The following is a 22,552-nucleotide window of genomic DNA, read 5'->3' on the forward strand; positions in this document are numbered from 1 at the left end:
TTAGCTTCACCTTGCCATTAACCACATAAATAGAGTTATAGGTTAGCGATAAATTATGGTAAATACGCCACCTATGTGTGAGCCAATTAGCTTTTTCACACATGAATATCACGTTAACAGCAGCAAAATAGTTAGACCTCTAACTAAAGTCATAACTTAATTAGAAGTAAAAAACATATTTTTATACACATGGTTAGACAATTTTTAATCAATCATGCTATTCAGGGCAAATTCTTATTGCAAGCGATCGCCAGTTTTCACATCAAACCAGTGCAGCAACTGAGGCCCAAAAACCAGCTCTACAATTTCGGAATTCCAGTGGCGGTCATTGGGCAGCAAAGCCCGTACCGTTAGTGGCTCCACACCTTTAACTCGGACGCTAACTAAATTTTGCATTCCCAAGTTTTCCACTAAATAAACCTCACCTTTAATTGCCTCTGGGGCCGCTATCTTGCCGGCCTCTGCATCTGCAAAACCGACGTGTTCCGGGCGAATTCCTAACACAATTTCTGGCGGCAGAGTCGGCATATTTGGCAGTAGAATTCTAAAATCACCTAACATCGCAAAATTGCCCTGGCATTTAAGCACTAGCAAATTCATTTGCGGGCTGCCCACAAAACCGGCTACAAATTGATTGGCAGGACGGGTATAAATTAAGTGCGGCGGATCTAGCTGCTGCACGCTGCCGCTGTTGAGAACTGCGACTTTTGTAGAAAGCGTCATTGCTTCGGTTTGGTCGTGAGTTACGTACACTACAGGAGCTTTTTGTGATGCAAATAATTGTTTGAGTTCGGCCCTAACTTTTTCCCGCAATAATGCGTCGAGATTGCTCAAAGGTTCGTCGAGCAAAAATACTTCCGGTTGGCGCACTAATGCGCGGCCGAGGGCGACTCGCTGCCGCTGTCCGCCTGATAGTTTTCCTGGTTTGCGATCGACTAATTCTGTCAATCCGAGGGATGTTGCAACTTCCGTCACTAATCTGTTGATTTCGCCGGAGGAGATTTTGCGAAGTTTGAGGCTCGATGCCATATTCTCGTATACTGTCATGTGCGGATACAGCGCGTAACTTTGAAAAACCATTGCAATATCGCGATCGCCCGGTCTGAGATCGGTGACATTGCGATCGCCAATTATAATCTCGCCCCTAGTCGGCTGTTCCAACCCTGCAATTAACCGCAGTGTCGTAGATTTGCCGCACCCCGACGGCCCCAGCAAAGTCAGAAATTCCCCTTCGCTGACATCCAAACTAATGTCTTTTACGGGAACTACTTTAGGGCTGTAGGTTTTATTGAGGTTTTTTAGTTGCAATTTTGCCATGATTTTTAATGGGTAATTGGGAATATCATGTCCGGGTAATCGCTGATAATTATTGATAATTATTGTGCAGTGCGAGCTTCTAGCTCGCGATCCGAGCGCTCGCGAGCTAGAAGCTCGCACTGTAGTCGTATAACTATCCTTTTACAGCCCCGGCTGTTAAACCTTGAACGATGCGCCGCTGGAACACCAAAACCAGGAAAACTAAGGGCAAAGTTCCTAAAACGGTAGCTGCGGCGATCGGCCCGTAAGGAATTTCAAAGACAGACGTGCCGCTGAGTTGAGCCGTGGCGACGGGAATAGTTTTCAGAGATTCGCGAGTCATAAATGTCAGTGCAAAAATAAACTCGTTCCAAGCTGAAATAAATGTCAAAATTCCAGTTGTGACTAACGCGGGAAATGTCATCGGTAGCACGATTTGCCACAGCATTTGGAAAGTGTTGTATCCGTCAACTTTAGCGGCATCTTCCAAATCTTTTGGCAACTGTTGAAAGAAACTCCGCATTACCAAAATTGTCAGGGGCAGATTGATCGCGGTGTAAGGAATAATTAAGGCTAAATAATTATTGCCTAAGTTCAAAGCTTTGACAATTTCCAGCAGTCCTAAAAATAGCAGCACCGCCGGAAATAGGGTAACAATCGTCACAGTTGCCAGGATGATTCTCTCGCCCCACAGCCGCAACCTGGTCAAAGCGTAAGCTGCGGGAGCGCCTACAGCCAAACACAGCAATGTCGAACTAATGGAAACAAAAGCGCTATTTAAAATGTAAAGTGCAAACGGACGGCGCTGGAACAAGGACAGGTAATGCTCGAAAGTAATTCGTTTGGGAATGTAGACGTTGGGAATTGCCGAAATATCCGCATTTACTTTGAAAGAAGTTAGCACCTGCCAGATAATAGGTGCGAGGAAATATCCGACGATTAATATCGCGGAGATTGGCAAGATTAATTGCCGGATGTCAAAGGTTTTTTTTGTTGGTTGTTCGCGGGCGATCGACATAATTTATACCAATGAAAGGAAAAATTCAAACCGTTCAGCAATCTAAAATCTACAATCTACAATCCTCAAATCTAAAATCTAAAATCTAAAATCTAAAATCAATTGACGCGGGCTCTCGATAACAGGTAAGCGGCGATCGCAACTGCTGCCACTAACATCAAAAAAGTACACACCACCAAAGCCGCTCCGTACCCAAAGTCTAAATACCTCATTACCGTGCTGTAAATGTAGATAGAAACCGTCTCTGTTGCCCCTGCCGGCCCCCCTCCCGTCATCACCTGAATCAAGTCAAAAATGCCGAAAGCTTGAGTAAATCGAAACAGCAAAGCGATCGCAATTTGGGGCATCAGCAGCGGTACGGTAACTTGACGGAAACTCTGCCAGCTACTCGCGCCGTCAATCGCGTGGGCTTCGTACAAATCAGCAGGAATCGACTGCAATCCTGCTAGCAAAAGCAAGCTGACAAACGGCGTACTTTTCCACACATCTGCTGCAATCACTGCCATCATTGCCAAAGTCGGATCTCCCAGCCAGCTAATGCTATTTTGAATCAATCCCAAGCGGATCAAAATGTCGTTTATTACGCCGTATTGGTCGTTAAAAATCCACGCCCAAGCTACACCCATTAATGCAGTCGGTAACGCCCAAGGTAGCAGGGAGATTGTGCGGACAATGCCGCGCCCTGTGAAGGATTGATTTAAAACTAAGGCAATGCCCATGCCGAGAATTAATTCCAGCACAACAGAGGCGATCGTAAATACTGTCGTGTTGCCTAAAGTCTGCCAGAAACGCCCGTCGCCTAACATTCGACTGTAGTTAGCAAAACCGGAAAAAATTAGTTTTAATTCAGTACCGAGGTTTTGGGTGAATAAACTCAGCCAAAAAGCGCGCAATATTGGGTAAGCAAATACTAGCAGCAGAATTATCAAAGCTGGTGCTACTAATATCCATCCGGTTTTTTGTTCGCGCTGTCGCATCTTGTCTAATTGCATATTTTTCACCTTGTATGGTGCGTCGCTGCCAGATTTTCGAGTTTGTTTGTAGATTGTCGAGGGCGACGCACCCTACGGTATCTTGTATGGTGCGTCGCTGCCAGATTTTCGAGTTTGTTTGTAGATTGTCGAGGGCGACGCACCCTACGGTATCTTGTATGGTGCGTCGCTGCCAGATTTTCGAGTTTGTTTGTAGATTGTCGAGGGCGACGCACCCTACGGTATCTAGAGGGCCGGGTGTAAATTCCCATCCGCAAAACCTCGCTGTCAACTGTCAACTGTCAACTGTCAACTGTCAACTGTTTAAGAAACTTTGGCTTGTTTCAAACTCCCTAATAAATTGCGAGTTTCGCTAGCTGCTGCTTTCATTGCTTGTTCTGCACTCATTCTCCCGGTAAAAGCTGAACTCAAATAGCGCTGCAAAATATCAGAAGCTTGAGCGTATTGTGCTATGGGCGGGCGCAAAGCTGGCCGTTCCACTACTTTTAGCAGTTGCGGGTAGTGGGGATATTTGGCGACTATTTGTTTGTTGGTAAATAGGGATTTGTAACTGGGAACTAAACCGGTTTCTAAAATAAATTTGCGCTGGGTTTCCTCGCTGGTAAGATACTGAATTGCTTTCCACGCTTGTTCTGGATGTTTTGAGGTTTTGGCAATTCCCCAGCCCCAGCCGCCCAAGCAGGAACCGCCTGTTTTACCGGTACTGCTGAGCATTGGCTCGATCGCAATTTTGCCTCTAACATTCGATCCTTCGGCATTTGCCAGCTTCCAAACATACGGCCAGTTTCGCAAAAAAAGCGCTTTGCCGTTTTGAAACAACAGCCTGGTTTCTTCTTCGGCGTAGGTGGTGACACCCGGAGGAGAAATGCCGGAGGCGATCGTATTTTTGAGAAATTCCACTGCTTTAATTGCCTCCGGTTTATCTAACCCAACTTCAAAAGTTTCAGGGTTAGCCCAGAAGCCGCCGAAACCGGAGAGCACTTCGACAAACATCGCAGATACTCCCTCGTATTGTTTGCCTTGCCACAGATAACCCCAAGTTGCTTTTCCCTGTTTCTGCAAGTTTTGAGAGATTTTTACCATCTCTTCAAAGGTTTTCGGCGCTGGAATTTTCGCTTGTTCTAAAATGTCTTTGCGGTAATAAAGCATTCCGGCATCGGAAGCGTGGGGAATTCGGTAAAGTTTGCCTCGATATCGGCCGCCTTCGACGTTACCTTGGATGAATTTTGATAGTTGTTTGGGGGGAATTTTGTCTGTCAAATCCCTTACCCAACCTGCGGCTGCAAATTTGGGAACCCAGACAATATCCATGTTGATGATGTCGTAGGGCGATTCGCCTAAAAGAAAGGCAGATGTGTAAAGATTTTCTATGAGGTTGCTGTCAAAAGGCCCTTCTATGAGGTTGATGCGAATGTTGGGGTTTTTCTGTTCAAATTCTTTGACAAAGGGTCTCCAGTTAACAATGTCTTGACCTTGCATTAACATGGTGAGCACGACTGGCTGTTGAGTCAGTGCCGGCAGAATAAGCAGAATAAATAAAAGCAAGACGGCGGCTAATGTGGCAGCGAATAAGGCTAAAAGACGAGGCTTCTGCCTTCGTTGCGGCGGGGAATTTATTTTTTGCATTGGTTTGTTTTTGAGAAGTGGCGGTGCGATCGCCTTGTTTCTCTCATAACTCGCTTTCTTTTGTTTCGCTGGATTTAGCGAGTTTGTGCAATAAAAATTTAAGTAAACTTTAGCTTACTTAATAATGGTGGAGTGAAAAGTCCAAATTTTGATTGAACAAGCTCGATAGCGAGTTAAGTAGACATCTATCTACAGATAGATATTGAGATAATTGTCTAATATAGCAGTTGTCAATCGGATGAAACTCGCATCTTGCACCATTGTCAAGAATAGGCTTTTCGGCCTGTTCCACAATGAAATTGATCTCTCGCTTCACAGGCCGAAAAGCCTGTTTCTCAACAAGTAATTGAGAATTGTGCAATATCTCAGATGAAACAAAGTAGGGACACGGCATTGCCGTGTCCCTACTCGCATACAATCTATATTTATCCCTACTTTTGAGAATTGGTATAACTTTTGCCGATCGCCCGATTGGCGATCTATTCTGCTATAAAAACCCGGTTTCTGAGTAAGTCCTAAATACAAAAAACACCGCTCCTCAAAACAGGAGAACGGTGTATAGGGGGTGTTATGGGTTGTTGTCTGGGATTAACCCTAACAAATCACGATCGGCTCAGGCTATGCCTTGTGATGGTTAAAAAATTGGCACAAACCTGCATTATCGCCCGGATTGCGATCGACCGCGAGCGATCAGCCCAACCATTCCACAACAGCATCTTCCTTGGTATTGGTGTGCCGTTCTGGGGTTTCGCGGTTGAATTTCATGTGGATAGCGCGGTTTTGTTCGCCGTCGGCTGCTACTGCAAAAATCGGATAGTCGATTAAGCCGTCTTGGAAAGACATCTGGAAGCGGAAAGTGCCGTCAGCATTGAGTTTAATCGGCTGTCCGCCTACGTAGACGGTAGCGTCGGGTTCAGTGGCGCCGTAAACGATCAGTTCGGCATCAGCAACTAACCAGAACTGGCGGGGGCGCATCGGGGCGGCGAAGCCAACTCCCGACATACCGACACCGGACATACCGAAACCGGACATGGTGAGGCCGGACATACCGACACCCGACATGGTGAGGCCGGACATACCGACACCCGACATGGTGAGGCCGGACATACCGACACCCGACGCGGTGAGGCCGGACATGGTGGGAACAGCCCACATTCCGACGCCGGAGGGGAACACGTAGGAACTCAAAGCTTGTTCGTGGATGCCTACTTGCTGGACGGAACCGGCGACGTGCTGCATGGAACCGAAGATAGAACCAGCTACGCGCATGGCTTCGGCAGATTCTGCCATGCCGAAGATTTGTTCGTAGATGGCGTTGCCGGTGCTGAAACCGAAGCCATTGGCTGCTTGTGCCATTTTCTTGGCGGGAGGAACCAGTTCGGCGAAGGTTTTGCCTTGCAAGTCTTCTTCCCAGTCGAGGGTGATGAATTGATCTTCAATCCAGTCGCTGGGATAGACGGGAGGAACGCGGACTTCGGCCGATCGAGCTAATACCAGCCAGCGGCCGTCTGCACAGCGGTAGCCGATGTCGATCGCGTAGTCCCGATCGCTCACGGGGATTGGCACGTACCATTCCCGCGCCAGTTCGTCGCAGGGATATTCTTGAATGCTGTGCGGGCTTTGCGTGTCGAGATTAACATCTGTAACGTCGTAGATCCGCAGGGCGAGTTGCTGTCCTCCTTGGCGGCGCAATTCTTGTTTGCGATCGTTGGGAATATCCCAGTAAGTGTAGGCCCATTCTGGGTCGCGGGGCATTAACACAACCCGGCTTTCGCCGTAGCCGTTGGGCAAATCTGCTAAACCTTCATCTACAGACGACAAAGAACCGCCTGTTCTATCTTCTTGACCGAGTTCAAACTTTGCTGCTTCCACTGCTTCTTGTGCCTCTAGTTTGCGAGATGGGCTGTAGGAAAATTTGGTGCGCTGAATTTCTTGAATTGATGCCAGGAGTTGCGATTTCCGCATCCGGCTGTAGCGAGAGACTCCACATTCGCTAGCAACTCTGCGGAGTTGTCGCAAAGTCATCTCTTCTAATGGTGGGCGTTCTTTTGCCATGAGTTTGTTCTCCACTTATTTGGGATGGCGGGTTAGATTTTTCGTTTCAACACAAATGTGTTGATTTTTTGAGTTAGAAACTCTTTGTAAGTGCAAATATGCTTGAGCTTCCGCATCTCTCCAACCTTTGAAGCCTTGCTTGTTTTTAGCTTGTCTTGTCCCCAATCCGATCGGGGGCTGTGACTTCTTGGCTTCTGCGCGCACCGTCCGATCTAAATAAAACTTTATCTGTCGATTCTTGATTGACAAGATCGATTTTGTGAGTGCGATCGGTGCTGCTAGCAACGCTGTGCTGGCAGCACACGCGCTATTCGACTCCCAGAGTTGCTTAATCGAAGCATTTCTTTGGGATCGCTTTGTCATGACTCAATGTTGCAGACAACTTGCGATCGGGTCAAGGGGTCTTTGCCCTGAATTATGGGTACTTATACGCATTTTCAGGCATTCGGGGATCAAATTGTCAGGGAATATTGACATATTGGAGGCTTGAGGGATCGGTGTTGAGACGGATGTTAAGGTTTGGTGACATTTGAGTAGGAGGGGGCTTTTTGATAGGTTTGGAGGGTGGGGGCGATCGGTATGCAATATCTATATCTTTATAAATACGATCGCACTTCCAGCCAACTATTATCCCGATGTTTCCCTCTCCATCACTTCCTGTCCCAAAGGGATTAAATTTTTGTGGTCGCGACCATACTATATGCTACTATACTATATAGTAGCATAGTTAAATCAAAGATAGAAGATACAATGTCTATAAAATTAAAAGAAAAAGAACTCGTGGGTGGAAAACGCAAGCGGGAGTTGATAGCGGTATACATCCCCAAAGAAAAGAAAGTCGCTTTAGAGACGTGGGCAGCCTCAGAAGAGCGATCGGTTTCTTGGATAGTCGCCAAGCTGATCGATCGAGCACTTGACTCCCGCCAACAGCAGCAGGAAGGTTCGGACAATGACAACTAACCCACTGGGCTATATCGAAGATCCTGAAGATTAAATCCAGCGTATGGGGAACCCTCAAACCGAATCCGTTGTAGCAGGAACAAGAAAAAAAGCAGTTGAACGTTGCTTAGAAGAAGCAAAAGGACGGAAGTTACTCGCCGTTCAACACTTTCAGAAGAACATTTGGCAGTGTATTTTCCCAGGAGGCGAAGATGAAGACTAAAGGTACAATTGTTTGGGACTATAAACAGGGTTGGACTTCTCCAGAACTAGAAGTTCCGGCAACAGGTAAAATTGCTGTTTTTGTCGATTACCCAGATGACGACTTAAGTATGCCCATCATCGAACCAGAAGTAGAATAACTTTTGTCAAGTTTAGGCTATGTTGGTGAGGGTCGCTACATTGGAGAAAACGATATCCTCAAACCCTGCGATACAAAAACTGTCACTTATGTAGAAACATTCTCTATTGAAGAGTTGAGCCATCATCTCAGAATACTGAATCAAACTATCATTCCGAGGGAATGGTTTTATATCTTAAATTCCGAGGGAAATATTATCCATCTTCAAGAGGCGATCGTTCCAGCATAAGCGATCGATTTAAAAATTAGCGATCGCTTTAGAATAGATATATTTTTCTTTGGGAATATGACAAACTGGAAGACGGTAGTCCTGCACAGTCAGGAATATCTGTTATAATTTACTTATTCAATCTGCCTTAAATTTTCGCTTATGAAATGTCCTCGATGTGATTCTCAATATATTGTAAAAAATGGTCACACTCACAATGGTAAACAAAGTTTTAAGTGTCGAGATTGTGCCAGACAATTTGTGATGGCTCCCAGACATCAACCGCTGGAAGAAGAAACAAGAAAGTTGATAGATAAACCTTTATTAGAAAAGATATCTCTGGCTGGAATAAAAGCGGGCGACGGGGGTTTCAGAAAGGTGGCTACAATACTATGTTAACAAAAAGTTGGGAGCCGTCAAGATCCAAGTAGAAGTAAAGTCAAAAAAAAGGATCAGCTAACAATTAAATGTGATGAAATGCGGTCATTCATTTGTAGGGAATAATGGTAAAAAGCAGTAGATTTGGTTAGCAGTTGATGTGTTGATTCTCATAGATTGTAGGAGTATATATTGGTAAAAGAGATGAAGCTGGCGCTCAAGGACTTTGGGATTCACGTGCGGGCAGTATATCGTCAATGTGCTGTAAGTTATACAGACTTTTGTCCTTTCTTATGGAATAGTTTTTCCTAAAAGACATAGAGCTGTAGGAAAGGATATTGGTCAGACAAACTATATATAGCAATCCTCGCATCAGCCGCCTCTCTCGAGCGAGACCAGAATCCTTGCAGTGCGAGCCAGAAAGCTCGCGTATAATGCAAGCAAATCATTTAGGATTGCTATAAAAAGATTTAATAATACCATGAGACAAAGAATATCTCAATTGGTAAGAAAAACTCTTTCATTTTCTAAAAAACTCTCCAATCATATCGGCAGCTCTTTGGTATTTTATTCATAACTATAACGCCAATTTATCTATTAAATAAAACCCTTAATTATCCTGACTATGCAGGACTACCATAATTTTTAGAGTAAAAAAGAGTGTGACACGATAGAATAGGTAATAGCCATCGCGAGGCCGCACAGTATGCTCAACAACACCATTACCATTCCCCAAACCTTCAAAGTAACTCACGAACAGTTCCAGCAAATTGCTGCCGTCAACCGTGACTTAAGGCTAGAGAGAAGTGCTACAGGAGAATTAATCGTGATGCCGCCCACTGGAAGCGAAACAGGCAATCGAAACCTAGATATTTCAGGACAACTCAGGCTGTGGAATCGCCAAACCAAGCTGGGAATAGCATTTGACTCTTCTAGCGGTTTTCAACTGCTCAACGGTGCCGATCGCTCCCCTGATGCCTCCTGGGTTAAATTAGAACGGTGGCAAACTCTCACACCCAAACAACAAGAAGGCTTCGCTCCCCTTTGTCCAGATTTCGTTGTAGAATTGCGCTCTAAGTCTGACAACATGGAACCATTGCGGGAAAAAATGCGGGAATACATGGCAAATGGAGCAAGTTTGGGGTGGTTAATCGATCGCAAAAATAAGAAAGTCGAGATATACAGGCAAAGTCAGGATGTGGAAATATTAGATAATCCCAGCACTTTGTCAGGGAAAGATGTGTTACCGGAATTTGTCTTAGATTTAACAGATGTTTGGTAGTAATACTAAATGCAGGTTTGATAACCCATTTATCTCTTAGTCTGCGGAGGCAGACTTTGTTTGTGTAGTTGCGGTTTCAACCGCCGAGTGATACAGGGGGTAGCAAATTGGTAGCGACAGCGAAAGATTCGCCAACAGCAATATAATAAATTAGAGCAGTACATCAATCCCAAATCTCAAATCCCATGCCCCTAACGCTTTACAACAGCTTGACTCGCCGCGAATCACCTTTTGAACCCATCGAACCAGGAAAGGTGCGGATGTACTGCTGCGGCGTTACGGTATACGATTACTGCCACGTCGGCCACGCCCGCGCTTACATTGTGTGGGACATGGTGCGTCGCTATCTGATGTGGCGCGGATACGATGTCCGCTACGTGCAGAATTTTACAGATATTGACGACAAAATTCTCAACCGCGCGCGAGAAACGAATTCAACAATGGAAGCTGTAGCGGAACGTTTCATCGACGAATATTTTGCAGATATGGACAAGCTGAATATTCTCAGGGCCGATGAATATCCCCGCGCAACGCACACAATGGACGGCATTCAACGGCTGATTCACGAGTTAGAAAATAAAGGTTATGCCTATGGGTCTGGCGGCGACGTTTACTACAACGTTAGGCAGTTTGCCGACTACGGAAAACTTTCAGGTCGCAAGTTGGAAGAAATGCAGGCTGGGGCTAGCGGTCGATTGGAAACAGAAGAAATAGAGGCTCAAAAAAAGCGAGATTCGTCTGATTTTGCCCTGTGGAAAAGCGCTAAACCGGGCGAACCTTTTTGGGAGTCGTCTTGGGGAAAAGGCCGCCCCGGATGGCACATTGAATGTTCGGCGATGGTGCGCGATTGCTTGGGCGAAACTATTGACATTCACTGCGGCGGTTCCGATTTAACTTTTCCCCACCACGAGAATGAAATTGCTCAATCTGAAGCCGCGACTGGCAAGTCACTTGCTAATTATTGGATGCACAATGCTTTTGTGACTGTCAACGGCACAAAGATGTCTAAGTCTTTGCACAATTTTATTACAATTCGCGATTTGTTGGAGGGCAATTGGTCTGGCGGTAGAGATTTGGAAGAAAGCGAGAAGTCAAAAGCGGTGGAACCGATGGCGGTGAGGCTGTTTGTGTTGATGGCGCAGTACCGCAGTCAAATTGATTTTACCGAAGAGGCGATCGCCTCTGCAAAAAATGGCTGGCAGACTCTTCGAGAAAGCCTACTTTTTGGTGATTTGCACGGTTCCCAATTGGGCTGGGATTCAGATAAAATTCTGAAATTGCCCATAGTGGAGAGTGAGGCTGTACAGCAATTTAGAGCAGCGATGGATGATGATTTCAATACTCCTAATGCTTTAGCTGTTATGTTTGAATTGGCGAAGGACTTGCAGCGCGAAAGGAATATAATTGTACATGGGGGAAAAACGGAAATATCTTCGGAAGTGTTGCAACAAAAGTGGCAGAATCTTGTTAAGTTAGCCGAAGTTTTAGGATTTAGAAAACCCAATCTCGTCCCGGGAAGTGCGACTATCAATATCGGCGCTTCCGTATCTTTCAGTATTAGTAAAGTCGAAATCATTAGGGGGGGATTAACTGATGAGGAGATTGAGGTGATGATTCAGCAGCGGAAAGATGCCCGGAAAGCTAAGAATTTCGCTGAGGGCGATCGCATTCGCAATGAACTTAAGGATAAAGGCATTACTCTAATCGATCAAAAGGATGGTACAACCATCTGGCACCGGAGTTGAAACTAAATTCATAGTCTGCGGAGGCAGACTTTGTTTGACAAGAAGCGGTTTCAACCGCCGAATTCTAAACACGCTCTAATGTCTTCCTCCGTCAACTCTGGGAAATCGTCTAGAATCTCTGTATGAGACATTCCCGCAGCCAGCCAACCCAACACATCATACACGGTAATTCGCATTCGCCTGATGCAAGGCTTTCCACCGCGTTTACCTGGTTCGATCGTAATGATTTTGCGATCGCTCATGACAAGACCGAGCTTAGTACATTTTTCTTGAAGTTTAGCCTAGTCTTGGAATAAGCGATACAATTTACTAAACTTCGCAAGTTGTTCAACCTTAGAGGTAATAGCCTAGCTCTATGAATACCCTCGACCAAGTGCTAGAAACTGCTTTGCAATTGTCATACGAACAGCAGGAAATGCCGATCAAAATCCTGCAAAACCGTCACCGCGAGAGTATCCGCGCGGAAATAGCTGCGGATGCCCAACAAACCTTAGCTGATTTCCGTACAGGCAAATTTCGACACCACTCAGCCGAGGATGTTATTGCAACATTACGCCAGTCTTTGGACGAGCCGGAAGCATGAGACAACTGGTTCTGACTGTTGACTGTTGACTGTTGACTGTTAACTGTTGAGTATTTGAACAATACCGATGCAACCGGAAACGATATCAGTTGTTATTAGACAATAACTCCACAAATAGATTTAATTTTTATTTAACTTATTCACAAAATCCGCAACAGCAATAACAAATTCTGCGGTTGATTCGTAAGGTAAAACATTCCGCCCCGGCATTAATAAACCTTCCGCATTGGGAAAATGGGCCAAATATTGCGCTAATCTTTCATCCGGTTTCTCTTCCTTACCAGCTTGACTGATGCTGGAGGCTTTTTCTCCCATCACAATGAGTGCAGGCCGATCGAACTTTTGAATCGTACCGCTGTAATCCTGCCGCCAAAACCCAGCTAAAAACGAGAAAACCGCGTGACGGCTGTCAGGATTTGCCGCCCCAGCCTGCAAAGCATCCAACCATTCGCTGTCAACTTTTGCCGCATCGCCAAACAGTTGTTTGATGGAAAAAGAACGCAAAAACTCAGCGCGTCTGGCGTAGCGGTAAAAAGCGTTTCCCAAGGGAGAATCTAACAAATTCCAGACAATTCTTTGCTGTCTTTCTGTCGAATGTTTGTTCATCACCGCCCAAGCGGGAGGCCCCGCGAGGACTAAGCCGCGAATTAAATTTGAGCCGCTTTCCTGCTGCCTTTTTGCTAAAGCCAAGGCTACAGCTAGTAAAGCACCTTGCACGAGGACGATCGCAGGTTTTTTGACCACAGTTTCCAAGAAATACTGCAACTGTGCGGCCCAATCGTCTGGATAGCAAGCCACAGCCGGCATTTGGCAATCGCCACAGCCCAAAAGGTCGGGATTGTAAATCTGATTAGTGTTCCCTGCTTTGTACCAACTCTCGCAAAATCTATGCCAAAAGACTCTTGACAAGCCAACTCCAATCGGATGAATTAATAACAAAGGGATGCTATCTTCTGTCGCAGTAGTTGGTTGATAAACATCATAAGCACAGCGATAATTTTGCCATTCGTAAAACAGCGTTGGTGATTTAATAGACGAAATGGCGGACAAATCTTGGGTTGAAGGTGGTGATTGCATATTAATCTTTTATTTTTTTACTTGTTTGTTTACTTATGATGCAACGACAATGTGAGTTTTAGCTTGAACATTTGGTGGCGAGTGGGCAATCCGAATCTCTACGGAACGCCTATTGCGTTGAGAAAACGAAATAGGCGTTCCGTAGAGAAATCTAATAATTTACCGCGCATCAATGCTGAGAGTGTAGGTCGATCGATTCCTAATAGCTTTGCTGCTTGGTTCTGGGTTAGTTGGCGTTCCGAAATTAATTCACTAATCTGATGAGCTAGTTCTGCCTTAATCAGTAATTCCTCTGGATTGGGTAGCCCTAAATCAGCAAAAACATTTCCACTACTGGAATGCACTTTTATTTCTTCAGTCATTTTGTTCCTCCAATTCTTGCTGTTCTAAATATTTTTTGTAGTGTTCTTTGGCACGCTTAAGTCGAGATTAAATCAAAGCTATATCTTGCTTGGGGGTAGCAATTCCCTGCTTTGATTTTTTTTGAAAAGCATGAAGAACATAGACTATTCCTTCAATTTTTACGGTGTATACCGCTCGGTAAGTGTCTCCATCAAAATTCTCAACAATTTCTAGAACGCCAGCACCTTTAAATCCTTTAAGCGGTTTAGCATCAGGATGCTTTTTACCCAGTTGAGCGCGGTACAAAGCAAAACCCATAATTTGCTGGACATCTTCAGGAAAGTCGCGCAAGTCGTCACGGGAACTGCCGATCCATTCAACGGGTTTTAATAGCGAATTCATAATCTTAATTATATTATTTATATCATATCGTTTATCATAAAATAGAGAGTGACACGATCGACAACAATATCATTACTCAATTTTGTCCGAATAATCATGTCAGAACAGCGGATAACTATTTCTTTACCTAACTTGCTGCTAATTGTAGCATCGTCCTTGCTGCTAGTGCTGCTGTGGCAATTGCGGAGCCTGCTAGTAATTCTGATGATATCAGTCGTGCTCGCCGCGTCGATCGTCCCGATCGTTAATTGGGCCGAAACCATGCGCGTTCCCCGCTGGCTGGCGGTGATTATGGTTTATTTAACTCTTATCGGCGGATTTAGCGGGACGGTAGTGTTAATCGGGCCCACGGTCATCGAACAAATAGAGTTACTGCTGCGACAGTTACCAGTTTATGTCGAAAGTTTGAGAACTGTGGCAACTAATGTATTGAGCCGGTTGAGCGACAATGCCCCAACCTTGGTGGGTCAGTTAGTGGACACTCAATCGCTGACTAATTGGCTGATTCGATCGAGCCAACAACTGGTTTTGCGATCGTACAGTTTAACGAGAGGCATTCTCGGCGGTTTCTTCAGTTTAGTTTTAGCATTATTTATTTCAGGTTACATGGTTGCCGACAGCGACACATTAATCAAAAGTTTGGTGCAGTTTTTCCCGAAACCTTGGGATGAAAGATTAGCAGCACAAGCCACGCCAATCGGTCAAAGAATGGGGAGTTACATTCGCGGGCGAGTGTTAGTTTCGGGCATTTTAGGGATATTTATTACCGCAGGTTTGAGCGTTTTGGGAATGCCGGAATTTGCTTTAGGCTTGGGTGCGATCGCAGGTGTTACCAACTTGATACCCTTCATCGGCCCAGTGTTGGGAGCAGTACCAGCATTAATCGTAGCATTAGCTAAAGGTGGCTGGGTACTTTTGTGGGTATTGCTGTTATTTCTATTTATCCAGAACTTGGAAACTTACGTACTCGATCCTTTGCTGGTTGGTTCATCGGTTGGCGTGCATCCTTTATATCAATTGCTGTCTGTCTTGGGAGGCGTGCAAGTATTGGGAATTATTGGGGCAGTAATTGTGCCGCCTTGGTTTGCGGGAGTGGCAGCTTTGATTGAAAACTTGTATTTAAAACCAAAGCTGAGGGGCGAACATCGAGAGGCAATAGATCGGGCTAAAAATAATTCTGATTTGCCGCCTGTTACACCTTCGGCGTGACACTAACTACCTCCTTGACAATTCAACAGAGGATCTACAAATTCGCCGACTAAAAACTAAAGACTAAAGACTAAAAACTAAGGACTAATTGCCACTTCAATGCGGCGGTTGCGCTGCCGATTAATATCTGAACTATTGTCTACCGAAGGGCGACTTTCCCCATAGCCGATCGCCACCCAATGATACTTCTGACCGAGCACGCCAGACAAATACTGCACCACAGCCTGAGCCCGCGCAAACGACACGTTGCGATTGTCCGCCGCTTCCCCCGCGTCGTCAGTGTGGCCCGCAACCCGCACAGTTGCACCCTCGTGATTCCCCAACTCCGCCACCAAATTGTCCAAAATCGCACTTGTTCCCGCGCGCAAAGAAATGCTGCCAGTATCAAACAAAACATCGCTGGGCAGAGTCACCATCAGCCCATCCCCCCCAAACACCTGATTGTTGGCATTCTGTGGCGCAGTATTCACCGTTTCAGGGTTCAGACTCGGGCTGCTGCCGATCGCCGGTAAAGCAGGGGCAAGACTTGCCGCCGTTTCCGGCCCTGCCAATTCCCGCGACATCAACTGCAAACGCTTTTCCAAAGTTTCCGTCGGGCGGCTGCTGCCCAACTGACTCTCCAAAGCCGCCGTGCGCCCGATCAGCGCGTTGAGCTCGCCCTGCAACTGTCTCAAATCCGACTGCAATTTCTCTCTCTGGGCAGGACTGACTTTTGACTGGGGACTGGGTGTAGCGGTTGGTGTCGGGAGCGCCGGAATTGGCGTTGCTGGGGCGCGTTTCGGGCTGGAGGTCAAATTTTGAGTTACGCGCAGCAATCTCTCTGCCAGCGGCATCTCCGTCCCGCCTGACGGATAAATTTGAGCGATCGCCATCCCCAAAACCCAAGCAAAACCGCTGCCTACTCCCAGTAGCAGCAGCCGAAAAATCAGCGACAGTACAAGCAAACCTTTTCCCCGCGACTTGGAGACGCGAGTGGGGGGGATTGAAGGTTTTTGGTTAAAAGATCGCGTCATATTTCATCCCTCTCAGTGTAAATACCAGATTAATTTCGATACTATCTTACCTATCCGATTTGAAATTTGAGATTTGAGATTTGAGATTTGTCCTCCAATCTAAAATCTCAAAAAGAAACCCGGTTTCTATAAATCTGGGGTTTGGTGGCGAAGCATCGAGGCAGAAACCGGGTTTCTAATCCGTTGCGTGCCAGCGTGAATCTGTTGGATAATTCAGTAAAACTTTTGGAAAAAAAACCGATGACTGACCCTTTAAATAGCGCTTATCCCGTTCCTTGGGAATGGATTAGTGCCACTCACGCTAAAGTGAGTTCCACTGCCGGTACAGGCCTCCGTTACTATCGCAGCCCTTCCCTCGTTTCAACTAACGGCCAATACGCGGCTTACAGTCGAATTGAGTTGCAAGTGCAGCCGGAATTCTCCCGGTGTCGGGTTAGCAGCGTCATGTTTGTGGAAAATCTCAAAACCGGGGAACTGCAAACAGTGGCGGCTGCTTCGCCGCTGGCGGAAAGCGGAATGTATGCTAGCGATGACACAGATATGTCCGGGACGATCGCGATTTTAGTGCCTGTTTCTTGGAATCAAGCCGATTCCCGCGTTCTCGCCCGCGAATTTGAAGCGCTTTTTAACTCTTCGGATATGTCCGACTACGCTGTCATCTGGGATAAAAATGATAATTACACTTATACCGTTGCTCCCGCTCGCAGTCTTTACACTCATGCTGTATTGTTGGGTTGGAGTCAAGTTTGCCCGGGACAAGTTCTGTTCCGCGCCGGCAATTTGGGCGATCGATCTTGGCCTCTTTGTGCAGTGGATATGACAGGCCAAACGGTAGCTGTCAGCGAGGACAAACCCCTAGTTTTCGGCAGTCAAGCCAGCACAGACTGGATCGAACCTAAAACTCGTTTTTAGATATTATGGCATTTTCTGCGATCGGGCTCACAATTATTTTACTTTCCGGTCAATCTTTAGACCAATTCATTTTGATTCTGGCGCTGATTGTTCTGGCTGTTATTTCCTGCCTAACAGCTTTTATTTTTATTCGGCTGTTTCTCAATTGGTTGCAGGTGAAATTGGAGGAAAAACGCCATTTTTCTCGACCGCAGTTCCCCAAAAATCCCGGCAAGTCAACCGCTAATCTTTCTGACTCGCAAAACCTTTTTTTAGAACCGCTGTTCGTAGAAAGTGAGGGCAATTTAACGGCTGCTATTTTTGGCTCGGGCAGCGATATTTCAGAAGCGTTTGAGCCGGAGATTATCTGCGAAAGTTCAGCAGCAGTTGCCCATTTATACAAGCCGATCGCTCTTTGGCACGGCCGCTTGATTTTGCCCTCAAACGAACAGCGCCAGCCCTACGATACAGTGTTTTTTGAAGTAATAAATGCACCAAAAAGATATCAAAACTTTATTGGCAAAACAGCATTTTTGAAATGGAGTACAAATCGCGAAGTACAGTTTTTTCTCCACGCAGTAACCCAAGATATCAACTTCACCAAACAGGCTAAAAATAGTAAAAAATCTGGCAACATTCATCCAGATAGATTGAATGGGTTGCGAAATGTAGGCCCTTTAGAAACTCTAGCAGGCACCCGACTCGAAGACAGCGTGACAGTGATGCTACGCAGGCCGGTGATTGCGATTAATTATAGCAGCAGCGATCGCCGCGAACTCACGATCGAGCGCGAACCAGTACAAATTATCGGACGTTTGTGCGCCTTAGTCTCAATTCTACAGCGAACAGAACCCAACAGCGACAAATTTATTGTCCGCCATTTCAACAAAACATCTCAACAATTTGACGGCGCCGCCGAAATCATTCGGATTCCCCAAGTACAGCCAGACAAAAATGGCGTAGCGAGGTCTACCAATCACTCGATCGAACAATCGCCATTAAATCCAGACGGCTGGTACATTTACGGCGAAAGAGACGAAGACAATATATTTGTAGTGCAGGCAATCGAACCCCGCAAAATTGCCCAATTAATTCCAGATGAAACACATTTCGGACTGAAAAAATCTCTCGCTTATTTAAGCAGCCAAAATTGGGAAAATACACCAGCCCAAAAAGGACAAGCAAAAAGAGTATTGTTAACGCCAAATGATGCTACAGAAAACGATTCAATCTCTCCTTGGCAAGAAGGAGATATCGGCATAGTTATTCACAGTTTCGGCGGTATCGGCGGCAAAAAAGGCGAACGGCCACCGCTGGGAATTGTCACCGGACATTTTGCTTTCGGGGTAGCCAAAGTTGTGCGCGATCGCTTTACCAGCGAACTGCGTTTTGACATAGAATACAAACAAGTTTACGCCCACAATCCCGACGGAATTGTCGCCGGTTCCAGCAAATGGCAAAGTTACATGGGAGACTTGCAGCGCGGCTGGTTGGGCGATCGCCCGGTTTGCGATATCATTTGTAAATTAGACTGCGTGTGTTGCGACTACGATTTTGAAGGAATTATTTTGTCGCCTTTAACCGAATTAAACGAACAGCTAGATATCATGATGGCGCGCTACCGCAGCGGAGACGGCACTGGGGCAACTTTAGTCACGCCAGCAACTTCTTGCGTCCAAGATTCAAGTCAGGCAATTTACGCGACAATCAAAAAAATTACTTCCGAAGTCGAGTCAAATCCTCAGATTCAAGACTGGCTGAAAACACATCCCACCGACGCACAAACTCAACGATTTAATCAGCTAGTAGCATTAGGAGAAAGTTTAGAAACAGTATTAATGCCCCTCGGCATTGTCCGTCCAGATTGGCGCAAAAATTCGAGATTAGCGGGGATTGATTCTGAACTGAAAAAGAGCTTTTTTGCGGGTATAGCGAACCTGATAAAAGCTGCTATTAGTTACCGCACAATGCTGCCCAGGCGAACCCAGGATGAAATCGCCAAAATTTTCTTAAAACAGGGAGCATTTTTGTGGATAATTCGCACAAATCAAGTCGGAGGATTTGACCCAGACATTGAGCCGATCGCACCCACAGGACTTTGAGTAGATGATATCAAATCCGGTAGCATCGGAATTAACATTACCCGAAATCAGGACACGGCAGTGCCGTTTCCCTACAAGGAATAGGGGTAGGGAAACGGCACTGCCGGGTCCACTATATTTTGTCTGAGTTCAACCGGAATTGATATGATTCGGCGATTCAAATCTCTAACTACACAAGCGAAGTCTGCCTCCGCAGACTAATTGGTCAGGTGTGCATTGCACACCCTACTTTACCAAGGAGTGACTGCAACAGTGCCGCCCGGTGCAAAAACTACTCGGAAATCAGCCAGCGGTTCCGCAGGCGGCCTGCTGCCAATCGGTTTGTAAAGCAACTCCGACAACGGCGTTTCCGATCGATCGACAGCAGCAGAATTCTCCGACTTGTAACCGACAATCGCCCCGTCTTTAGCCACACTCACCCGATAAACTAACTCCGCATCAACCGGAGGCTTATTCTTCACAACTCCGTCAATTTGCTGGGAAAGTTTGCCCTTCAACAGCTCAATTTCCGCCGGATCGGTAATCGGCACGGCTGCCACCTCTGGGCTTGCCAAACCTTCAGCAACAGGACTGGGCGTGGTTTCGGGCGAAGTATTCGACTGCGGTGTGGCCGACGGTGAAGCCTCCGACTGCGGCGCGGGGATCGGAGTCGGCGAAGTCGATTCAGCTTTCGGAGTTTTATTCCCAGGCACCAAACCGTCAGCCGCAGGCGCGGGATTGGGATTCGGCGAACCCGATCCGCCCGGATTCGGCGTTCCCAGATTCTGGCCCGATCGATTGGGCTGCGGCACCGGATCTCTCGGGCGATGGACTTCGGGTATCGGCACCAAGAAAAACGCCATCGCAGCCAAAGCCAAACTCGACACTCCCACGACAGCAGGCAAACTCCGCTTCGCCAAAGGTTCGGCAGACTTGATATAACGCCTGGAAATAGGGGTTAATTGCAGCGACAATTCCGGCAGCGTCTGCGTGTCGGCAAAAAACTGATCGATCGCCTCTACCAAGTCAAATAGCTGTACCGTCGTCAAATCTACTTTTGCCGACAGTTCTGTTTTTTGATCGATTTGGGTTGGGCTGCCTGTGGAGGCGGGTAGAACGGTCAACCGATGCACATTCCCGTCAATTCTGTGCAACTGCACCATACCCACATTCGGGCCGTAGCGATCGGGATAATGCACTCCGCTCATAAATTCTTGAGCGTAGCTGCTGACGGCCCTCACCAAGCTTTCAAAAAACTCCCGTCCCCCCGTCAGGGGCTCGCCGAGACCTGTAACATAGCATTCAGCGCTCATTAGTATAGAAAGCACCGGCCGTATATCTAACTGGCTGGCTGCCGATCCATCGCTCAACCCTTCTAGAACCAGGGTGCAATTTGGCAGACTGTACTGACGCCTAATAGTCATCGTTATTCAACTTCTCCATCAAACAGGCTAACCCAGAAGCGCTGCATTCCGGCTGTGCCTGTACAAAATAGCAGTTTGCTCAACAAGTTCAAAGCTAGTTCGTCGAGCTTTTCGTCGGAATCGTAAACTACAACTAGCGATCGCTTGGGGTTCATGCGCGATCGAAAGTGAGCACGAAAGCGTTCTAAATACTCGGCCAGCGGCAAGTTCTGGTTGAGGGGGATATTTCTCGATCGCAACTGCTGCGAGTCTAGCAGCAACTGCCGAATTGTCGCGGTTAACTTGCGCGCCATATTGCAGGCGATCGCCACCAGCGCTTTTGCCTCCACAATGGTAAGGGAGCGGCGCTGGGCGTACCGTCTCAGCGGGTTAGTATTACGCATCAGCCAAAGGACAACCCGATTTTGGATAATCGATTCCAATTCCAGGTCCTTTGACACTGCCAGCATTTCTTCAGCACCTCCGAGATACAAGGCTTCGATCGCCAGCAACATCAAGTCAATTTGCAATCTAGCCCGGCGGGGACACCCGCCACCGTTCGGCGGCGACAAGTCTGGCAAACTGTCTAAAATCAAGGGTTTTGACTGGGTAAGCGAAGTTTCTGACGGCATTAAGATCACGGCAACATCCATTCCAAACAAACTATACGGGCACGGGGGGTCTTGAGCAAGACAAATTCTCAACCAAGAACTTCTCTGGGATACTTTATTTTTATCATTCACTTTTAGATATATTTTCCAATCTAGCAGCAACCGACCGTCGCGGGCGAGCTCTGGGGGCGGGAGTTCGATCGCCCACTGCCCCACCCCCGCCGCCGCTTTGTGATTCCTTGCTTCCTTAAGGGAGAAGGGGAGAGTCGGAAAGCGACAAAGAATTATCCATTTCCGATTTCTTATTCCCGATTGCGATCGATCAATGTTCCTGCTTCTGGGGTTGCACCGCCGCTTCTCTTTGAGCCGTAAAATCACTAGCCGCCGCCCCATCGGTAAGACTAATTTTACCCTTCAGGCTTTCTTTGTCCACAATTCCGCGCAGTTTAACAGAACTGTTTTGACCGGTTGCTGTGGAGTCGCTGCAACCCGTTAAATTAGGAACAGCACCCGACAAGTTCAATCCTTCAGTTTCCCACTTGCCAACTAGAGAAGCTTTCTCCTCGGCTGTTTTTTCCCGATCGCTCTGGCTGCTGCCCGATCGCAAATTACCGCTCAAATAAACACCAGATTGATCGATTGTCAATACCAAAGTATCTGATTTCAGACATTCTGGCAACTCTTTCGCATCGAAGCGATAACTTCCTGCAATTGCCGGAGGAGCCTTTAAATTTGTTTCGCCGTAAGCAGTTACTACTTTAAAAAGTACCGCAACCAAGGCGAGAGAAATACCGTAAAATGTTAACATTTTGACGTTAAAATGAGGCATAATTTTGGCAGTTGGATGTTGGCAGTTGGATGTTGGCAGTTGGATGTTGGCAGTTGGTTTTTGGTTTTTGGCAGTTGGCAGTTGGCAGTTGGCAGTTGGTTTTTGGTTTTTGGCAGTTGGTTTTTGGCAGTTGGCAGTTGGCAGTTGGCAGTTGGTTTTTGGTTTTTGGCAGTTGGTTTTTGGCAGTTGGCAGTTGGCAGTTGGCAGTTGG

25 protein-coding genes and 1 pseudogene are annotated in these 22,552 nt (G+C 46.6%); 12 read left to right on the forward strand and 14 right to left on the reverse strand.

What is annotated here, in order from left to right:
* Nucleotides 1-234 precede the first annotated feature (234 nt).
* From QUA56_RS13250 to QUA56_RS13275, 6 genes are all read right to left on the reverse strand, one after another.
* The gene (locus tag QUA56_RS13250; protein WP_333358187.1) at nucleotides 235-1,317 is read right to left on the reverse strand and encodes an ABC transporter ATP-binding protein; all 1,083 of its coding nucleotides are present in this window, start codon (nucleotides 1,315-1,317) and stop codon (nucleotides 235-237) included.
* Nucleotides 1,318-1,450: 133 nt separating this feature from the next.
* Nucleotides 1,451-2,314, reverse strand: a complete 864-nt coding sequence (locus QUA56_RS13255) for a carbohydrate ABC transporter permease (RefSeq protein WP_333358190.1) — start codon at nucleotides 2,312-2,314, stop codon at nucleotides 1,451-1,453.
* Nucleotides 2,315-2,412: 98 nt separating this feature from the next.
* Nucleotides 2,413-3,306 (reverse strand): sugar ABC transporter permease, encoded by an 894-nt coding sequence (locus tag QUA56_RS13260; RefSeq protein WP_333358193.1) that lies wholly within the window; start codon nucleotides 3,304-3,306, stop codon nucleotides 2,413-2,415.
* 303 nt (nucleotides 3,307-3,609) lie between these two features.
* Entirely contained in the window at nucleotides 3,610-4,932 is a 1,323-nt protein-coding gene (locus QUA56_RS13265; RefSeq protein WP_333358196.1) for an ABC transporter substrate-binding protein, read from the reverse strand.
* A gap of 690 nt (nucleotides 4,933-5,622) precedes the next feature.
* The gene (locus tag QUA56_RS13270; RefSeq protein WP_333358198.1) at nucleotides 5,623-6,987 is read right to left on the reverse strand and encodes a DUF4912 domain-containing protein; all 1,365 of its coding nucleotides are present in this window, start codon (nucleotides 6,985-6,987) and stop codon (nucleotides 5,623-5,625) included.
* Nucleotides 6,988-7,002: 15 nt separating this feature from the next.
* On the reverse strand, nucleotides 7,003-7,350 hold the full coding sequence (locus QUA56_RS13275; protein ID WP_333358200.1) for a hypothetical protein: 348 nt from the start codon (nucleotides 7,348-7,350) through the stop codon (nucleotides 7,003-7,005).
* 387 nt (nucleotides 7,351-7,737) lie between these two features.
* On the opposite strand from QUA56_RS13275, the gene QUA56_RS13280 reads away from it, so the two are divergent.
* From QUA56_RS13280 to cysS, 7 genes and pseudogenes are all read left to right on the forward strand, one after another.
* Nucleotides 7,738-7,947, forward strand: coding sequence for a ribbon-helix-helix domain-containing protein (locus QUA56_RS13280; RefSeq protein WP_333358203.1), 210 nt, complete (start codon nucleotides 7,738-7,740; stop codon nucleotides 7,945-7,947).
* A gap of 191 nt (nucleotides 7,948-8,138) precedes the next feature.
* Nucleotides 8,139-8,288, forward strand: a complete 150-nt coding sequence (locus QUA56_RS13285) for a hypothetical protein (RefSeq protein ID WP_333358206.1) — start codon at nucleotides 8,139-8,141, stop codon at nucleotides 8,286-8,288.
* Nucleotides 8,289-8,291: 3 nt separating this feature from the next.
* A complete protein-coding gene (locus tag QUA56_RS13290) occupies nucleotides 8,292-8,516 on the forward strand; it encodes a hypothetical protein (RefSeq protein ID WP_333358209.1) in 225 nt (74 codons plus the stop codon).
* Nucleotides 8,517-8,657: 141 nt separating this feature from the next.
* Nucleotides 8,658-8,894, forward strand: a complete 237-nt coding sequence (locus tag QUA56_RS36830; protein WP_445242905.1) for an IS1/IS1595 family N-terminal zinc-binding domain-containing protein — start codon at nucleotides 8,658-8,660, stop codon at nucleotides 8,892-8,894.
* 439 nt (nucleotides 8,895-9,333) lie between these two features.
* A pseudogene (locus QUA56_RS13300) lies at nucleotides 9,334-9,478 on the forward strand (IS1 family transposase); the annotation flags it as partial.
* A gap of 101 nt (nucleotides 9,479-9,579) precedes the next feature.
* Nucleotides 9,580-10,155: a Uma2 family endonuclease gene (locus QUA56_RS13305; protein WP_333358212.1), complete on the forward strand. Its 576-nt coding sequence runs from the start codon at nucleotides 9,580-9,582 to the stop codon at nucleotides 10,153-10,155.
* A 185-nt stretch (nucleotides 10,156-10,340) separates the two neighbouring features.
* Nucleotides 10,341-11,900: a cysteine--tRNA ligase gene (cysS, locus tag QUA56_RS13310; RefSeq protein ID WP_333358215.1), complete on the forward strand. Its 1,560-nt coding sequence runs from the start codon at nucleotides 10,341-10,343 to the stop codon at nucleotides 11,898-11,900.
* Between the two features lie 50 nt (nucleotides 11,901-11,950).
* On the opposite strand, the gene QUA56_RS13315 is transcribed toward cysS, so the two are convergent.
* Nucleotides 11,951-12,142 (reverse strand): DUF433 domain-containing protein, encoded by a 192-nt coding sequence (locus tag QUA56_RS13315; RefSeq protein WP_333358218.1) that lies wholly within the window; start codon nucleotides 12,140-12,142, stop codon nucleotides 11,951-11,953.
* A gap of 113 nt (nucleotides 12,143-12,255) precedes the next feature.
* Between QUA56_RS13315 and QUA56_RS13320 the strand changes: the two genes are divergently transcribed.
* Complete coding sequence (locus QUA56_RS13320; protein WP_333358221.1) at nucleotides 12,256-12,483, forward strand: hypothetical protein; 228 nt, start codon at nucleotides 12,256-12,258, stop codon at nucleotides 12,481-12,483.
* Nucleotides 12,484-12,603: 120 nt separating this feature from the next.
* Here QUA56_RS13320 and QUA56_RS13325 read toward each other — a convergent pair whose 3' ends face one another.
* The 3 genes from QUA56_RS13325 to QUA56_RS13335 all read right to left on the reverse strand — a co-directional run bounded on the left by QUA56_RS13325 (nucleotide 12,604) and on the right by QUA56_RS13335 (nucleotide 14,304).
* Nucleotides 12,604-13,560 carry an alpha/beta fold hydrolase gene (locus QUA56_RS13325; protein ID WP_333358224.1) on the reverse strand — a complete coding sequence of 319 codons (957 nt, stop codon included), beginning with the start codon at nucleotides 13,558-13,560 and terminating at the stop codon, nucleotides 12,604-12,606.
* Between the two features lie 98 nt (nucleotides 13,561-13,658).
* The gene (locus tag QUA56_RS13330; protein ID WP_333358227.1) at nucleotides 13,659-13,922 is read right to left on the reverse strand and encodes a helix-turn-helix transcriptional regulator; all 264 of its coding nucleotides are present in this window, start codon (nucleotides 13,920-13,922) and stop codon (nucleotides 13,659-13,661) included.
* A 67-nt stretch (nucleotides 13,923-13,989) separates the two neighbouring features.
* Complete coding sequence (locus tag QUA56_RS13335) at nucleotides 13,990-14,304, reverse strand: type II toxin-antitoxin system RelE/ParE family toxin (RefSeq protein WP_333358230.1); 315 nt, start codon at nucleotides 14,302-14,304, stop codon at nucleotides 13,990-13,992.
* Nucleotides 14,305-14,400: 96 nt separating this feature from the next.
* Here QUA56_RS13335 and QUA56_RS13340 point away from each other — a divergent pair, with 96 nt between their 5' ends.
* Nucleotides 14,401-15,513, forward strand: coding sequence for an AI-2E family transporter (locus tag QUA56_RS13340; RefSeq protein WP_333358233.1), 1,113 nt, complete (start codon nucleotides 14,401-14,403; stop codon nucleotides 15,511-15,513).
* A 77-nt stretch (nucleotides 15,514-15,590) separates the two neighbouring features.
* On the opposite strand, the gene QUA56_RS13345 is transcribed toward QUA56_RS13340, so the two are convergent.
* Complete coding sequence (locus tag QUA56_RS13345) at nucleotides 15,591-16,526, reverse strand: OmpA family protein (protein ID WP_333358236.1); 936 nt, start codon at nucleotides 16,524-16,526, stop codon at nucleotides 15,591-15,593.
* A 240-nt stretch (nucleotides 16,527-16,766) separates the two neighbouring features.
* Between QUA56_RS13345 and QUA56_RS13350 the strand changes: the two genes are divergently transcribed.
* Both QUA56_RS13350 and QUA56_RS13355 read left to right on the forward strand, forming a co-directional pair.
* Nucleotides 16,767-17,438, forward strand: a complete 672-nt coding sequence (locus tag QUA56_RS13350) for a hypothetical protein (RefSeq protein ID WP_333358239.1) — start codon at nucleotides 16,767-16,769, stop codon at nucleotides 17,436-17,438.
* Nucleotides 17,439-17,443: 5 nt separating this feature from the next.
* Nucleotides 17,444-19,519 carry an abortive infection protein gene (locus tag QUA56_RS13355; protein ID WP_333358243.1) on the forward strand — a complete coding sequence of 692 codons (2,076 nt, stop codon included), beginning with the start codon at nucleotides 17,444-17,446 and terminating at the stop codon, nucleotides 19,517-19,519.
* 230 nt (nucleotides 19,520-19,749) lie between these two features.
* Here the strand turns inward: QUA56_RS13355 and QUA56_RS13360 are convergent, their stop codons facing one another.
* From QUA56_RS13360 to QUA56_RS13370, 3 genes are all read right to left on the reverse strand, one after another.
* Entirely contained in the window at nucleotides 19,750-20,922 is a 1,173-nt protein-coding gene (locus QUA56_RS13360) for a DUF4335 domain-containing protein (protein ID WP_333358245.1), read from the reverse strand.
* Between the two features lie 2 nt (nucleotides 20,923-20,924).
* Nucleotides 20,925-21,554, reverse strand: a complete 630-nt coding sequence (locus tag QUA56_RS13365) for a DUF3038 domain-containing protein (RefSeq protein WP_333358264.1) — start codon at nucleotides 21,552-21,554, stop codon at nucleotides 20,925-20,927.
* A 280-nt stretch (nucleotides 21,555-21,834) separates the two neighbouring features.
* A complete protein-coding gene (locus QUA56_RS13370; RefSeq protein ID WP_333358248.1) occupies nucleotides 21,835-22,341 on the reverse strand; it encodes a hypothetical protein in 507 nt (168 codons plus the stop codon).
* Nucleotides 22,342-22,345: 4 nt separating this feature from the next.
* Here QUA56_RS13370 and QUA56_RS13375 point away from each other — a divergent pair.
* Nucleotides 22,346-22,552: hypothetical protein (locus QUA56_RS13375; RefSeq protein WP_333358251.1), on the forward strand; the 207-nt coding region annotated here is incomplete at its 3' end.

Source organism: Microcoleus sp. N3A4, from assembly GCF_036701805.1.
GTDB lineage: Bacteria > Cyanobacteriota > Cyanobacteriia > Cyanobacteriales > Microcoleaceae > Microcoleus.

Coding starts and splice junctions, on each gene's coding strand:
- QUA56_RS13280 (WP_333358203.1), top strand. CDS start 7,738: ATGTCTATAAAATTAAAAGAAAAAGAACTCGTGGGTGGAAAACGCAAG.
- QUA56_RS13270 (WP_333358198.1), bottom strand. CDS start 6,987: ATGGCAAAAGAACGCCCACCATTAGAAGAGATGACTTTGCGACAACTC.
- QUA56_RS13350 (WP_333358239.1), top strand. CDS start 16,767: ATGACTGACCCTTTAAATAGCGCTTATCCCGTTCCTTGGGAATGGATT.
- QUA56_RS36830 (WP_445242905.1), top strand. CDS start 8,658: ATGAAATGTCCTCGATGTGATTCTCAATATATTGTAAAAAATGGTCAC.
- QUA56_RS13275 (WP_333358200.1), bottom strand. CDS start 7,350: ATGACAAAGCGATCCCAAAGAAATGCTTCGATTAAGCAACTCTGGGAG.
- QUA56_RS13330 (WP_333358227.1), bottom strand. CDS start 13,922: ATGACTGAAGAAATAAAAGTGCATTCCAGTAGTGGAAATGTTTTTGCT.
- QUA56_RS13345 (WP_333358236.1), bottom strand. CDS start 16,526: ATGACGCGATCTTTTAACCAAAAACCTTCAATCCCCCCCACTCGCGTC.
- QUA56_RS13260 (WP_333358193.1), bottom strand. CDS start 3,306: ATGCAATTAGACAAGATGCGACAGCGCGAACAAAAAACCGGATGGATA.
- QUA56_RS13250 (WP_333358187.1), bottom strand. CDS start 1,317: ATGGCAAAATTGCAACTAAAAAACCTCAATAAAACCTACAGCCCTAAA.
- QUA56_RS13305 (WP_333358212.1), top strand. CDS start 9,580: ATGCTCAACAACACCATTACCATTCCCCAAACCTTCAAAGTAACTCAC.
- QUA56_RS13340 (WP_333358233.1), top strand. CDS start 14,401: ATGTCAGAACAGCGGATAACTATTTCTTTACCTAACTTGCTGCTAATT.
- QUA56_RS13285 (WP_333358206.1), top strand. CDS start 8,139: ATGAAGACTAAAGGTACAATTGTTTGGGACTATAAACAGGGTTGGACT.
- QUA56_RS13320 (WP_333358221.1), top strand. CDS start 12,256: ATGAATACCCTCGACCAAGTGCTAGAAACTGCTTTGCAATTGTCATAC.
- cysS (WP_333358215.1), top strand. CDS start 10,341: ATGCCCCTAACGCTTTACAACAGCTTGACTCGCCGCGAATCACCTTTT.
- QUA56_RS13370 (WP_333358248.1), bottom strand. CDS start 22,341: ATGCCTCATTTTAACGTCAAAATGTTAACATTTTACGGTATTTCTCTC.
- QUA56_RS13355 (WP_333358243.1), top strand. CDS start 17,444: ATGGCATTTTCTGCGATCGGGCTCACAATTATTTTACTTTCCGGTCAA.
- QUA56_RS13255 (WP_333358190.1), bottom strand. CDS start 2,314: ATGTCGATCGCCCGCGAACAACCAACAAAAAAAACCTTTGACATCCGG.
- QUA56_RS13315 (WP_333358218.1), bottom strand. CDS start 12,142: ATGAGCGATCGCAAAATCATTACGATCGAACCAGGTAAACGCGGTGGA.
- QUA56_RS13265 (WP_333358196.1), bottom strand. CDS start 4,932: ATGCAAAAAATAAATTCCCCGCCGCAACGAAGGCAGAAGCCTCGTCTT.
- QUA56_RS13360 (WP_333358245.1), bottom strand. CDS start 20,922: ATGACTATTAGGCGTCAGTACAGTCTGCCAAATTGCACCCTGGTTCTA.
- QUA56_RS13365 (WP_333358264.1), bottom strand. CDS start 21,554: ATGGATGTTGCCGTGATCTTAATGCCGTCAGAAACTTCGCTTACCCAG.
- QUA56_RS13325 (WP_333358224.1), bottom strand. CDS start 13,560: ATGCAATCACCACCTTCAACCCAAGATTTGTCCGCCATTTCGTCTATT.
- QUA56_RS13335 (WP_333358230.1), bottom strand. CDS start 14,304: ATGAATTCGCTATTAAAACCCGTTGAATGGATCGGCAGTTCCCGTGAC.